Genomic DNA, 12,748 nt, shown 5'->3' on the forward strand with positions numbered 1-12,748 from the left:
GCTTGGCTTCAGATCGCGGCGTTCTACCGGGCCGGACCGCGCCTCAATCTGCTCTTTAAGTTCCTGCCGCAACCCCAGCACAAACGCCAGCTCCGCCACCACAAACAACGGCCCCACAATCAATCCCGACACATCATCCACAAACGCCGGCTTCCTGCCTTCGTAATAGTGCCCGACAAACTGAATCACCCAGCCCACCACAAACATACCGATGCCGCTGCTCAGCCATACCAGCGTGCTCTGTGCCGCCAGCGCATGCCCGGCCCATACCGACAAGCCCATCAACAGCGTCATCAGCAGGCCCAGCGCCAGTTCCAGGCGCAAGTAGAACCATGCCGAAAACAGCGCGAGTAGCACTGCCGGAGATATCCACAGGCTGCCGATTGCCCACTCAGGGCGCGACAGCAGCACCGCCACGGCGACCACAATCAACGGGATGCCGATAAAGTGGCTGGCGATATTGCGCGGGTCGCGGTGGTAGGCGGCGTATTGGCTGAGGTGGTCGACGAGGCTTTTCATTGTTGTTCCTCCTGTAGGATGCTTGATCATGCCCTGTCCGCCTGTGACTGACTGTCAGCTGGGCGACAATCTTCGGAGTGCTCATGGACACAGAGAAATGGCGTACTCGCTTGGCCTCTGGCCACTGGTTCAGCCACCTGCCTGAGCCTTTTCAGCATAGCCTGCTGGCCCACGCCCGGCAGCGGCAACTGGCGGCGGGGCAGTACCTGTTCAAGCGTGGCGACCCACCCTGTGGCCTGTACGCGGTGCTCGACGGTGCCTTGCGCATCAGCGCGGTGAATGAACACGGCAAGGAAGCACTGTTGAGCCTGGTGGAATCACCCTTCTGGTTGGGTGAGATTTGCCTGTTCGACGGCCTGCCACGCACCCACGACGCCTGCGCCGTCGGGCCGTGCACGCTGCTGCAGGTGCCACAGCAGGCGTTGCTCAGTATCCTCAATGAAAGCCCGCAGTACTGGCGCGACCTGGCGTTGTTGATGAGCCAGAAGCTGCGCCTGAGTTTTATCAATATCGAGCAACTGAGCCTGATGCCGGCGTCGGTGCGCCTGGCCCATCGTCTGTTGATGATCGTCGAGGGTTACGGCGAGGCCGAGTCTTCAAAAAGCGTGCTGCAACTGCCCCAGGAAGACCTGGCCGCTATGTTGAGCCTGTCACGCCAGACCACCAACGCCTTGCTCAAGGACCTGCAGGCCCAAGGCATCGTGCGCCTGGGCTACGGCGAGATCGAAATCCTCGACGCCCGGCGACTGCGTGAGGCGGCGCACACCTGAGGGTGTTAGCCTGCAAGCCTGATTAATCGAGGTGTGTTATGCGCGTGCTGTTAGTGGAACATGAATCCGAAGAGGCACAGCGGATGGCCCAGGGCTTGAACGAGGCCAGTTACAGCGTCGAAGTCGCGGCCAATGGCATGGCGGCGTTGCGTTTCGTGGAAAGCACCGAGTACGACCTGGTGATCCTGGATGTGATGCTGCCGGGCCTGAATGCCTGGAAGTTGCAGCAGGCGATTCGGTTAAAGGGTGAGACACCCGTGCTGTTCCTGACCACGCCCGGTGGCATTGAAGACCGCTTGCGTGGGTTGGAACTGCATGAGGATGATTATTTGCTCAAGCCGTTTGATGCCAAGGTGCTGGTGGCGCGGGTGAAAAAACTCTTGCGGCGTGGTCGCTGAGCCACCGCTATCGCAGGCAAGCCAGCTCCCACAGTTGGAATGCATTGCCCTGTGGGAGCCGGGCTTGCCCGCGATGAGGCCCTACCTAACGCAACCCATCGCGAAACTGCCCCGGCGTCATCCCTGTCCAGCGCTTGAACGCTCGGCTGAAACTGCTGGTATCGGCAAACCCAAGCAAATAACTGATCTCGGCCAATGAGCAGTGCGGATCGCGCAGGTGCAGCAGCGCCAGGTTCTCGCGGCACTCATTGAGCAACGCATCAAACCGACAGCCTTCATCCGCCAAATGCCGCTGCAAGCTGCGCAGACTCAGGTGCAACGCCTGGGCGATGCGCTCGGCACTCGGCTCGCCCTCCGGCAATTGTTCCTCGATCGCCCTGCGCACCTTGCGTTCCCAGGTCAGCGGTTGCAACTGGGCCAGGGTGCGCTTGAGCACGGTTTCATTGTGCTCGGCCAACTCGGGGTTGGCGTCGTCCAGGTGGCTGTCGAAGTCCTGGGCGGAAAATTCAAGACGGTCTTCCTCGGCATCGAAAAACACCGGTGCGCGAAACACCGTGTGCCAGGGTTTTGGATCCGCCGGTTCCGGCCGCCGCAGGTACACCGCCAACGGCGCGTAGTCACGGCCCAGGCGATTACGGCAGGTGCGCACATAGATCGCTGCAAACGCATCAATCGCTTCCGGCGCCGGTGCCGGACTGTCCGCAGGTTGCAGCAGACGAAAGCGGTAACGCTCACCCTCTCGGCTAAGCTCCAGCGTCAGGGCATCGCTGACCACTTGGTGATACCGCACGATGCGCTCGAACACCTCACGCAAACTGCCGCTGGCCACCAGCGCATAACCCAGCGCATGAAAGGTGGTCGGGCTCACAAACCGCGACACGCGCAAGCCGATCGCCGGGTCGCCACTGGCCTGCACTGCCAGCGCCCACAGGCGTGTGGTGGCCGACAGCGGGTAGCGTGCGTTGGGGTCGTCCATCTGCTGCGGTTCGAGCCCGGCCTCGATGCACAGCGCGGCGCTGTCCAGGTTGAGGGCGTCGAGCTGCTTGCGCAGGGCGCGGGTCCAACTGGCGAGAGACGTGGGTTCAGTCATGGTGATTGGCGCTTGCGGTCAACAGGTTGGCGTCCGGGGCTAGCGTCCCGCCCGATCGCTTGGGGCAGGATGGACGTATCACTTAACAAGAGGATGGGAGCATGGACGGTACTTCTGCAAGTCCCCAACAGATGAATGCGCAACAGCGCTCGGCAAAAATCCGCGAAGTGGTGCTCGCCGAGGGCGTGCGGTTGCGCCAACAGCACCCCTGGCTGCTGCATCAGGACGCGTTGGGCGCGGGCATCCTGGCCTTTGCCTTGCTCGGCATGCTCGGTTCGGCGGCGCTCTATATCACCGGTCATATGGCCTGGTGGGCATGTTTGCTGCTCAACGCTTTCCTCGCTTCGCTGACCCACGAGCTGGAACACGACCTGATCCACAGCATGTACTTTCGCAAGCAACGTGTGCCACACAACCTGATGATGGGCCTGGTGTGGCTGGCGCGGCCGAGCACCATCAACCCGTGGATACGCCGGCATTTGCACCTTAACCACCACAAGGTGTCCGGCACCGAAACCGATATGGAAGAGCGCGCCATTACCAATGGCGAGCCGTGGGGGTTCGCGCGGTTGCTGATGGTGGGCGATAACGTGATGTCGGCGTTTATCCGCATGCTGCGGGCCAAGACCTGGAGTCACAAACTCAAGATCCTCAAACGCTCGCTGCTGGTGTACGCACCGCTGGCGCTGCTGCATTGGGGCGCGTGGTATGTGTTCCTGGGCTTTCATGCCGCCAATGGCATCGCCAGCCTGATGGGCGCGCCAATCCAGTGGTCCGCCGGTACCTTGCAGATGATGCAGGTGATTGATATCGCAGCCGTGGTGATCATCGGTCCTAACGTGCTGCGCACCTTTTGCCTGCACTTTGTCAGCTCCAACATGCACTATTACGGCGATGTGGAACTGGGCAACGTGATCCAGCAAACCCAGGTGCTCAACCCGTGGTGGATGTGGCCGTTGCAGGCGTTTTGCTTCAACTTCGGCAGCACTCACGGCATCCACCATTTTGTGGTGAAGGAGCCGTTCTACATCCGTCAGATGACCGCCAAGGTGGCCCACAAGGTGATGCGCGAGATGGGCGTGCGCTTCAATGATATCGGCACGTTTACCCGCGCCAATCGGCTTGAGCGCCAGGAACGGCCGGACGCTGAGCTGGCATTCAGCAAGCAATAAACGCCAGCGGCAGGTCGCGAATCTGTTCGCGCAGCGGCGGCTGATAGTGGCCGTCGCTGATCAGTTCATGCAGCAGCTCTTCGCGCAGTTGGTGGAACTCGAAGCTGCTGCGTTGGCGTGGGTGGGGCAGGGCGATGTCCACCACCTGTTTGATGCGCCCTGGCCGCGGCTCCATCACCACCACGCGGTCGGCGAGGAAAATCGCTTCTTCCACATCGTGGGTCACCAGCACCGTGGTGATTTTGGCGCGGGCGCGAATTGCCAACAGCTCGTCCTGCATCTGCTGGCGGGTCAACGCATCGAGGGCGCCGAACGGCTCGTCGAGCAATAGAATGCGCGGGCTGGCCACCAGGCCACGGGCGATTGCCACACGTTGCGCCATGCCGCCGGACAGCTGATGCGGATAAGCGCGGGTAAAGTCGGTAAGGCCCACCAATTCGATAAAGTCACCGATGCGCCGGTTGCGCTCGGCCTCGCTCAACGGCTCGTTGACCAGGCCCAGGCCGATGTTTTCCGCGACGGTCAGCCAGGGGAATAACCGGTGCTCCTGGAACACGATGCCGCGTTCGCCGCCGATGCCCTTTACGGCATGGCCGTCCACCCGGATCTCGCCACGAAACTGCGTATCCAGCCCCACCAGCAGGCGCAGTAGCGTAGATTTGCCGCAGCCACTGGAACCCACAATCGCCACGAACTCGCCTTCGGCAATGTCCAGGTTGAATTCGCGAATCGCCTCCAGCTCAAAGCCGTCGACGTCAAAGGTCTTGCCCACATGGTTGAAGCTGACGATAGGTGCGTTCATGCGTGTCTCCAGCGCGTGGCGCGGGTTTCGATGCGTTGGCCGATAAGGTTGAGCGTGGCGCCGGTGAGGCCCACCAGCAGCATGCCGCTCATGATCAAATCCATTCGCAGCAGCTGTTGGGCGCCGATCATCAGGCTGCCGATGCCGCCGTTGGATGGCATGAAATATTCCGCGCCGATGGTGCCCAGCCAGGCATAGATCAGGCTCAGGCGCAGGCCGGCGAAGATCCCCGCCGCCGCGCCCGGCAGCACCAGACGGCGCAGGCGCTGGAACAGGTTCAGGCGTAGCACGTGCGCGGCTTCGCGCAGCTGTGGAGACAGGTTCAACACGCTGCGTTGGGTGGCGATAAACAGCGGAAAAAACGCCGCCAGGGCGATAAACACCGACTTGGCCAATTCACCCAGGCCGAACCAGGCGGTGAGTAATGGCACCCAGGCGAAAATCGCGATCTGGCGCAGCGCGGCCAGCGTCGGCCCGAGCACTCGCTCGCTGCGTCGCGACAAACCCAGCCACAAACCCATGGCAAACCCCAGGCTGGCGCCGAGCAACAAGCCTCCCAGCGTGCGGCCGAGGCTTTTGCCCAAGGCGCCGGACAGGCTGCCATCCAGCACACCCGCGCCGGTGGTTTGCAGCACGGCCCATGGGCTGACCAGAATATTCGGGTCCACCCAAGCGAGATCCGTCGCCACCTGCCACAACGCCAGCAAGAGCAGCGGCAACAACCACGGTTGCAGGCGTTGCCACCCCTCATAACGCGGGCCGCGGCGAATCTGCGCAGTGGCCGGGTGCGGCCAGTGCGCCCATTTGCGGTCCAGCCAGCCGATGCCGCGATCCATCACCACGCCCAGCACACCGATGACCACGATGCACACGAAGACAATATCGAGCATGAACAGTTGGCGCGCCCAGACCATCAGGTAGCCGATGCCTTCGCTGGAGGCCAGCAATTCCACGGCCAGCAACGAGGTCCAGCCCGCCGCCAGCGCCAGGCGCACACCGGCCATGAAGGCTGGCAACGCAGCGGGCAGGATCAGCCGACGAATCAGCAGGTGCGTGGGCAGGCGCAGCACGCGGGCGGCTTCACGCAGGTTGGGTTGCGCGTCACGCACACCAACCAGCGTGTGCAGGGTGACGGGCACCACAATCGCCTTCACCAGCACCACCAGTTTCAAGGTCTCGCCGATGCCGAAAAACACCATGAACAATGGGATCCAGGCCAGGGTCGGCACTTGCGACAACGCGCTGAACGTGGGGAACACCAGGCGTTCGGCGCGCGCGCTGAAACCTAATAGCGCACCCAATACGGCTCCCGCGCCGATACCGGCCAACAGCCCCCAGAACAAGCGCTGCAAGCTGATCGCCAGGTTGCTCCATAGCTCGCCGCCGGCCAGCTCTACGGCGCTGCTCCACACCAGCGACGGCGCGGGCAAAATTTGTTCGCTCATCCACTGATTACGGCTGGCCAACCACCACAGCGCAAACAGTGCCAGCGGCAACAGCCAGGGCAGCAGACGCTCACCGAGCAAGGGCCAGCGCGGAGCGGGGGCTGAAAGAGGCAGGCTCAACTGTGAAGTGCGGGCCATAGCGGACCTCCCTCGGCGTTATGTGATTTCGATCTTATAAAAACGGAATCAAGATGATTGTGAGATAAGAAAAATCATTTAAAGCCTCTGCCTGGCACGCATCCAATGCATTCGAAGAATATTTTTGATGCTGTTTATGCATACGCCGCTGGAGCCAGCGTTTCTGCTCGCATAGTCCAAAAAGCTATTAAATTGTGAATTTATAGTATTTAAAGTTTTGCTCGGGCTGTGCCTACTTTCTGCTCCCCAGGCGACCGTCGCCCACCAGGAGCTGCGCTTATGAAACTGCCCTTCAAACGTCTGATCAGCCTGTTCGCGGGCACCGCGCTGGCCGGGTTGGTACACGCTGCCGACCTCAAGGAAATCCGCATCGCCGTGCCCGACCTGAGTGCCGGCAGCCAGCACAGCGGCGGCGGTATAACGGATGTGTTGCGCGAGCAGCAGATCTTCGAAAAAGCCTTTGCCGACCAAGGCATCAAGATTCAGTGGAATTACTTCAAGGGCGCAGGTCCCGTGATCAATGAAGCCTTCGCCAATGGCCAGGTGGACCTGGCCTACCTGGGCGATCTGGCGGCGATCATCGGTCGCTCCAATGGGCTGGACACGCGTTTGCTCAGCGCCACGGCACGTGACATCAAGCAGTACCTGGGCGTGGTGCCTGGCTCGGGGATCAAGACCCTGCAAGACCTCAAGGGCAAACGTGTGGCGGTGTTCCGTGGCACGGCCAGCCAGTTGTCGTTCGACAGTGCATTGGCCAGCCAGGGCTTGAATGAAAAGGACTTGAAAGTCATCAACCTGGATTTCAACGCGGCGGGCGCGGCATTGGCCGCCAAACAGATTGATGCGACTTGGGGCGGTTCGAACCTGACGGCGTTGCAGGCCAAAGGGCTGGCGGAAATACCGCTCACCACCAAGGACCTCGGCGGCGCCGGCAGCGTCCAGGCGGTGCTGGTGGGCAGCAAACAGTTTGTCGACGAACACCCTGATGCGGTGGCCAAGCTGCTCAAGGCCCAGCAGCAAGCGGTGCAGTGGTTGACCACCGACAGCAACAAGCAGGCCTACATCGAGTTGGTGTCGGGGCGAGCCAGTTACCCACCGGTGATCCTGACCAACGACTTGAAAGACCAGCAGCTCAGCGAGATTTTCCCGGCGACGCTGGACCCGGTGTTCCTCGGCAAGTTGCAGGGCGCGGTGGACTTGGCGTCCAAGGAGCGCTTGATTCGCAAGTCGTTTCAGGTGAGTGACTGGGTGGCGCCGAACCTGGCGGCGGCGGGGCTCTGAGGTTTTTGGTGGCTGGGATATTGCTATCGCAGGCAAGCCAGCTCCCACAGGGGAATGCATTCCAACTGTGGGAGCTGGCTTGCCTGCGATGAGGCCCGTCAGACCGCCACACTCACCTCCTGCCTGTCGACCTCCACCAATGTCTCGATCATCGCCTTGGCCGCCGGCGACAACCTCGATCCCGTGCGGCTGACAATCCCACAACGCGCGCTCATGGTCTCCATGTTCTGCGGCAGGTTGCGCCAGTGCAGCAGCACCAGCGAACCCTGTGCGATGTCCTCGGCAAAAGCTTCCTCGGTGCCCACGCCGATGGCGTTCGATTGCAGCACGATTTTTACCAGCGCCGGGAAGTGTTCAGTCTGAATGCTGGGTGAAAAATCCATGCGCCCGCTCAGGTTTGCCAGCAGTTTACGAATGCCCTGGGAGATCAGCGGCGAGGCCAGCGGGTAGTCGAACATGTCGTTGGTCGACAGGCTGTCCTTGGCCAGCAACGGGTGGCCTGGGCGGCAGAAAAACACGCCGCGTTTGGGCGTCAATGCGCGGGTCTGGAAGTTCGGGTCGGCCTCGAACTGGCGGATATCGGCGATAAAGAATTCGATCTCTTCGCGGCTCAAGGCGCGGCTGAGTTTTTCCCAGTTATCCACTTGGAAGCTGGTGCGGATTTTCGGGTGCGCGCCGATAAAACGCGCCACCGCGTCCGGCACCAGTTTTACTGCTGGCGCCGGGCCGCAACCAAAGCGCAGGTCGCCGGCGTCGAGCTTGGTCATGCGCGTAACCTCACTGCTCAGCAGCGCAGCGCCGTGTACCAGGGTCAAGGCATGTTGCAGCACCACCTGGCCCTCTGGCGTGGGGCGCAAGTCCTTGTGGCCACGGTCGACCAGCACGCAGCCGAACTCCTGCTCCAGCCCTTGGATGCTGCGGCTGAACGCCGGTTGGGTGATGCCCATGGCGTCGGCTGCGCGCACGAAACTGCGGTGTTCGTTGAGGGCGATGAAGTACCGAAGTTGGCGAAGATCCATATGCTTTCCCGGCATTTGAAAAATAGGTCGAAGGCATTTGCGACCGTGGGAGCTGAGGTTTTAAATGCAAGCTCTTATTCCGTCAACGAAGCATTGATTCATTTGCTAGATCTAAATTGCATATGAATAGAGCGTTGCAGGAAAGCATCCCACCATCAGCAGGCACATGAGGGTCATCACAATGAGCAACGCCGCATTAGCTGTTCAACCCGTCGCCCAGGCGCTCGACATCCACCCGGTGGCTGGCCGCATCGGCGCCGAGATCCGTGGCATCAAACTCTCCGGTGACCTGGATGCCGCCACCGTCGAGGCCATCCAGCACGCACTGGTGCAGTACAAAGTGATCTTTTTCCGCGAGCAAACCCACCTCGATGACCAGAGCCAGGAAGCCTTCGCGCACCTGCTCGGCGAGCCGATCGCACACCCGACGGTGCCGGTGCGCGACGGCACGCGCTTCCTGTTGGAGCTGGACGGTGCCCGTGGCCAGCGCGCCAATTCCTGGCACACCGACGTGACCTTCGTCGACGCCTACCCGAAGGCATCGATCCTGCGGTCGGTACTGGCGCCAAAATCCGGTGGCGACACGGTGTGGGCCAACACGGCCGCCGCCTACAACGACCTCAGCGCCGACCTGCGCGCACTCGCCGACAACCTGTGGGCCGTGCACAGCAACGAGTACGACTACGCCGGGCGCAAGCCGGATGTGTCGCTGGAAAAGCTTGAGGAGTACCGCAAAATCTTTACTTCCACCGTGTATGAAACCGAGCACCCAGTGGTGCGTGTACATCCGGTCAGCGGTGAAAAAACCTTGCTGCTGGGGCACTTCGTCAAACGGCTCAAAGGCTATTCCCAGACCGAATCGGCGCAGCTGTTCAACCTGCTGCAGGGCCACGTCACCCGCCTGGAAAACACCGTGCGCTGGCGCTGGAACACCGGCGACGTGGCGATCTGGGACAACCGCGCCACTCAGCATTACGCGGTGGACGACTACGGCACCCAGGAACGCATCGTGCGTCGAGTGACGCTCAAGGGCGATGTGCCGGTGAGTGTGCAAGGGCAGCGCAGCCAGACCACCAAAGGCCTCTAAGCCAGGTTGGAGATTAAACAATGTGGGAGCTGACTTGCCTGCGATGCAGACACCTCGGTGTATGAGTCACACCGAGGCGATGCTATCGCAGCGGTGCGACGATTCGACAAGCCAGCTCCCACATTAGGTTTTGTGGTGTTTACCAGACGCCGATTTTCACTACCTTTTCCGCCTCAGGCTCACCGTACCGGAACCACTGGCCACGCGAATCAACCTCCGCATGGCTGATGGTCGTACGCCGCTTCAACCCACGCAGCCATTCGAACAAATACCCCAAGTGCGTCTCGCGCACCGCCGCATACGCCGGGTCCTCGCCCAAGTCGTGTACTTCCTGCGGGTCATTCTCCAGATCAAACAGCTGTGGACGAAAGCCGTCATAGGCCAGGTACTTCCAACGTTCACTGCGCACCATGGTCATGCGGCAGCGGTCGATGGGCTGCGCCAAACGCTCACGGGCTGGGGCCTGGAAGGCATAGTCGTATTCAGCGATGGCGTAGTTGCGCCAGGTGATGGGTTCGCCGTGCAGCAGCGGGATCAGCGAGCGGCCTTCAAGGCGATGGTCTGCGGCCGGCAAGCCCAGGGCATCGAGGAACGTTGGCAGGGCGTCGATGGTTTCTACCAGGCGCTCATCCACCGCGCCACGGCTGATATCGGCACTGGCACGCGGGTCGCGCACGATCAGTGGAATACCCACCGCAGGCTCCAGCAGAAACTCTTTTTCGCCGAGGAAGTGGTCGCCGAGGAAGTCGCCATGGTCACTGGTGAACACGATCAATGTGTCATCCCAGCGGCCGTTGCTTTGCAGAAAATCGAACAGACGCCCGAGTTGATCATCGACTTGTTTGATCAGGCCCATGTAGGTCGGAACCACTGTGAGCCGCACTTCATCACGGGAAAAATTCACGCTTTCCTGATGCTGACGGAAAGCCTGGTAGACCGGATGATCACTGGTTTGCGCAGGCTGAATCGGCGCCTGGATATGCTCGGCGCCATACAGCGCGTGGTACGGCGCCGGAGCGATGTAGGGCCAGTGCGGCTTGATGTAAGACAGGTGCAAACACCACGGCTGCTCGCCTTGTTCAGCGATAAAGTCGATGGCGCGGTCGGTGGTGTAGACGGTTTCCGAATGCTCCTCGGCGACGCGTGCGGGTAGCCCCGCGTTGCGCATATGCCAGCCGCTGAGCACTTCGCCGTTTTCACCGGCTGCAGCGTTGGCCCATTCATGCCACGGGTTTGTGCCGTCGTAGCCGTGCTCGCGCAGGTACTGGGTGTAGGGCGCGGACTCGCGTTTTTCCGCGAACAGCGGGCTGTCGGGGTAGATGCCGTCATGGCGCAAATAAGCGTTGAAACCCACCTCATTGAAGGGCTCGGCCTGCGGGCTTTCAGGGTCGATATTCAGGCGCTGCAAGGCCTCCAGGTTTGGCGTGGCGTGGGTCTTGCCCACCAGCGCGGTGCGGATGCCATGGGGGCGCAGGTAGTCGCCGATGGTCAGCTCTTCCAAGGGCAGCGGCACCGCGTTCCACGCCACCTGATGGCTGCTGACATAGCGCCCGGTGTACGCCGACATCCGCGACGGCCCGCAAATGGTGCCCTGGGTGTAAGCGCGGCTGAAACGCACGCCGGCGGCGGCGAGGCGGTCGATATTCGGCGTGTGCAAATGCGCGTGGCCGTAGCACGACAGGTAATCGCGGCGCAGTTGATCGCACATGATGTAGAGCACGTTGCGCACGGGTTGGGAGTTGGACATGAGGCTTCACCGGACTGAGGACAGGTGAAGGTTTTCGCTGTTCGGGTGGTGGGCTGGCAAGTGCATTTGAGGACTGGGTTTTATGCAGGGAATGCATGGGTGTTGCTACTGGCGCTATCGCAGGCAAGCCAGCTTCCACACTTGAAATGCGTACCCCTGTGGGAGCTGGCTTGACTGCGATAGCGCCCGCTCAAACAGCGAGATTTTCCAAGGCGCACACATCCTCATCCAACTCATCGATTTGCTTGATCTGCTCAATCATCGCCTCTGCCAACGGCGACAACCGATACCCCGCCCGACTGACAATCCCGTAGCGCGTATAGCGCTCCTCCAAGTCCTCCGCCAGCCCATCAATCTTCAAACACACCAACTCACCCCGCGCCATGTGCAGCACATCGCTGTTGGCGCTGACGATGCCGATCGCATCCGAGCGCAGCACCACGCCCATCAGGCTGTAGCCGTTTTCGCATTCCACATTGGGCAGGTAATCCGGCCGGCCGCTGAGGTCGACGATGACCTTGCGCAGGTTCGGCGGGCGAATCGTCACCGCCAGCGGGTAGCTCATCAGCTCGCCGGCGCTGACGCTTTCGCGCTTGGCCAGCGGGTGCCCGGCGCGACAGCAGAAGTACCAGCGCCGCGCACGCAGGCGGTGGGTGTGGTAGTCCGGGTTGGCTTCGAAGTGGCGGGTGTCGGCGACGAAAAATTCGAACTCTTCGCTGAGCAGGCGCTTGCTCAAACTTTGCCAGTCATCCACCTGGAACTGCACGCGGGCCTTGGGGTAGCGCCCGATAAAACTGCCGATGGCACGCGGGATCAACCCGGCAGCGGGTGCCGGGCCGCAGCCGAAGCGCAGTTCACCGGCTTCCAGGCCATTGAACTGGCTGATCTCGTTGGCCAGTTGTTGCGCGCCGCTGACCAGGCGCCGTGCATGTTCGAGCAGCACCTGGCCTTGTTTGGTCGGCGCCAGGTCCTTGCGGCCACGGTCCACCAACTGGCAACCGGCACTGTGTTCCAGCGCCTGGATGCTGCGACTGAACGCCGACTGCGACAGGTTCACGGCCAACGCCGCCGCGACAAAACTGCGTTGTTCGGCAAGGGCAATGAAGTGGCGAAGTTGGCGCAAGTCGATATGCATTTTTCACATCAAAAATATCCGGGAAATGCATTGGCTATGCATTAGGTCGACTCCTTATAAAGGCTATCTCTTATGCAGTAAATGTTCGTAAAAACATAAATAAATAACCTATTGGAATATTGGATGAACAATATTTCCAGGTTTC

Annotated in this window: 12 protein-coding genes; 5 read left to right on the plus strand and 7 right to left on the minus strand. The window is 61.2% G+C overall.

From position 1 onward, the window contains the following. Positions 1-519: DUF962 domain-containing protein (locus HX790_RS13745; RefSeq protein ID WP_176991671.1), on the minus strand; the 519-nt coding region annotated here is incomplete at its 3' end. An 83-nt stretch (positions 520-602) separates the two neighbouring features. Between HX790_RS13745 and HX790_RS13750 the strand changes: the two genes are divergently transcribed. Both HX790_RS13750 and HX790_RS13755 read left to right on the plus strand, forming a co-directional pair. Continuing rightward, positions 603-1,289, plus strand: a complete 687-nt coding sequence (locus HX790_RS13750; protein ID WP_169986705.1) for a Crp/Fnr family transcriptional regulator — start codon at positions 603-605, stop codon at positions 1,287-1,289. Positions 1,290-1,327: 38 nt separating this feature from the next. Beyond that, entirely contained in the window at positions 1,328-1,687 is a 360-nt protein-coding gene (locus HX790_RS13755) for a response regulator (RefSeq protein WP_017136700.1), read from the plus strand. A gap of 85 nt (positions 1,688-1,772) precedes the next feature. Here HX790_RS13755 and HX790_RS13760 read toward each other — a convergent pair whose 3' ends face one another. Next, on the minus strand, positions 1,773-2,777 hold the full coding sequence (locus tag HX790_RS13760; protein WP_176991672.1) for an AraC family transcriptional regulator: 1,005 nt from the start codon (positions 2,775-2,777) through the stop codon (positions 1,773-1,775). A gap of 101 nt (positions 2,778-2,878) precedes the next feature. Here HX790_RS13760 and HX790_RS13765 point away from each other — a divergent pair, with 101 nt between their 5' ends. Continuing rightward, positions 2,879-3,949 (plus strand): fatty acid desaturase, encoded by a 1,071-nt coding sequence (locus HX790_RS13765; RefSeq protein WP_026013676.1) that lies wholly within the window; start codon positions 2,879-2,881, stop codon positions 3,947-3,949. Here HX790_RS13765 and HX790_RS13770 read toward each other — a convergent pair. Next, complete coding sequence (locus HX790_RS13770) at positions 3,936-4,751, minus strand: ABC transporter ATP-binding protein (RefSeq protein ID WP_017136703.1); 816 nt, start codon at positions 4,749-4,751, stop codon at positions 3,936-3,938. The two genes, HX790_RS13765 and HX790_RS13770, sit on opposite strands and share 14 nt — an antisense overlap. Then, the gene (locus HX790_RS13775; RefSeq protein WP_099549544.1) at positions 4,748-6,334 is read right to left on the minus strand and encodes an ABC transporter permease; all 1,587 of its coding nucleotides are present in this window, start codon (positions 6,332-6,334) and stop codon (positions 4,748-4,750) included. The genes HX790_RS13770 and HX790_RS13775 overlap by 4 nt, the downstream gene beginning before the upstream one ends. Before the next feature lie 279 nt (positions 6,335-6,613). Between HX790_RS13775 and HX790_RS13780 the strand changes: the two genes are divergently transcribed. Continuing rightward, a complete protein-coding gene (locus HX790_RS13780) occupies positions 6,614-7,615 on the plus strand; it encodes an ABC transporter substrate-binding protein (protein ID WP_169986703.1) in 1,002 nt (333 codons plus the stop codon). Positions 7,616-7,713: 98 nt separating this feature from the next. Here HX790_RS13780 and HX790_RS13785 read toward each other — a convergent pair whose 3' ends face one another. Then, positions 7,714-8,634, minus strand: a complete 921-nt coding sequence (locus tag HX790_RS13785; protein ID WP_017136706.1) for a LysR family transcriptional regulator — start codon at positions 8,632-8,634, stop codon at positions 7,714-7,716. A gap of 181 nt (positions 8,635-8,815) precedes the next feature. Between HX790_RS13785 and HX790_RS13790 the strand changes: the two genes are divergently transcribed. Then, on the plus strand, positions 8,816-9,721 hold the full coding sequence (locus HX790_RS13790; RefSeq protein WP_017136707.1) for a TauD/TfdA family dioxygenase: 906 nt from the start codon (positions 8,816-8,818) through the stop codon (positions 9,719-9,721). A gap of 139 nt (positions 9,722-9,860) precedes the next feature. On the opposite strand, the gene HX790_RS13795 is transcribed toward HX790_RS13790, so the two are convergent. Both HX790_RS13795 and HX790_RS13800 read right to left on the minus strand, forming a co-directional pair. Beyond that, positions 9,861-11,468 carry an alkaline phosphatase family protein gene (locus HX790_RS13795; protein ID WP_176991673.1) on the minus strand — a complete coding sequence of 536 codons (1,608 nt, stop codon included), beginning with the start codon at positions 11,466-11,468 and terminating at the stop codon, positions 9,861-9,863. A 190-nt stretch (positions 11,469-11,658) separates the two neighbouring features. Then, positions 11,659-12,603: a LysR family transcriptional regulator gene (locus tag HX790_RS13800; RefSeq protein ID WP_169986699.1), complete on the minus strand. Its 945-nt coding sequence runs from the start codon at positions 12,601-12,603 to the stop codon at positions 11,659-11,661. Positions 12,604-12,748 lie beyond the last annotated feature (145 nt).

This window comes from Pseudomonas sp. IPO3747, from assembly GCF_013385245.1.
GTDB classification, from domain to species: domain Bacteria; phylum Pseudomonadota; class Gammaproteobacteria; order Pseudomonadales; family Pseudomonadaceae; genus Aquipseudomonas; species Aquipseudomonas edaphica.

Bases quoted from the DNA above. Each gene is read 5' to 3' on its own strand.
- HX790_RS13750 (WP_169986705.1), top strand. From the start codon at position 603: ATGGACACAGAGAAATGGCGTACTCGCTTGGCCTCTGGCCACTGGTTC.
- HX790_RS13755 (WP_017136700.1), top strand. From the start codon at position 1,328: ATGCGCGTGCTGTTAGTGGAACATGAATCCGAAGAGGCACAGCGGATG.
- HX790_RS13760 (WP_176991672.1), bottom strand. From the start codon at position 2,777: ATGACTGAACCCACGTCTCTCGCCAGTTGGACCCGCGCCCTGCGCAAG.
- HX790_RS13765 (WP_026013676.1), top strand. From the start codon at position 2,879: ATGGACGGTACTTCTGCAAGTCCCCAACAGATGAATGCGCAACAGCGC.
- HX790_RS13770 (WP_017136703.1), bottom strand. From the start codon at position 4,751: ATGAACGCACCTATCGTCAGCTTCAACCATGTGGGCAAGACCTTTGAC.
- HX790_RS13775 (WP_099549544.1), bottom strand. From the start codon at position 6,334: ATGGCCCGCACTTCACAGTTGAGCCTGCCTCTTTCAGCCCCCGCTCCG.
- HX790_RS13780 (WP_169986703.1), top strand. From the start codon at position 6,614: ATGAAACTGCCCTTCAAACGTCTGATCAGCCTGTTCGCGGGCACCGCG.
- HX790_RS13785 (WP_017136706.1), bottom strand. From the start codon at position 8,634: ATGGATCTTCGCCAACTTCGGTACTTCATCGCCCTCAACGAACACCGC.
- HX790_RS13790 (WP_017136707.1), top strand. From the start codon at position 8,816: ATGAGCAACGCCGCATTAGCTGTTCAACCCGTCGCCCAGGCGCTCGAC.
- HX790_RS13795 (WP_176991673.1), bottom strand. From the start codon at position 11,468: ATGTCCAACTCCCAACCCGTGCGCAACGTGCTCTACATCATGTGCGAT.
- HX790_RS13800 (WP_169986699.1), bottom strand. From the start codon at position 12,603: ATGCATATCGACTTGCGCCAACTTCGCCACTTCATTGCCCTTGCCGAA.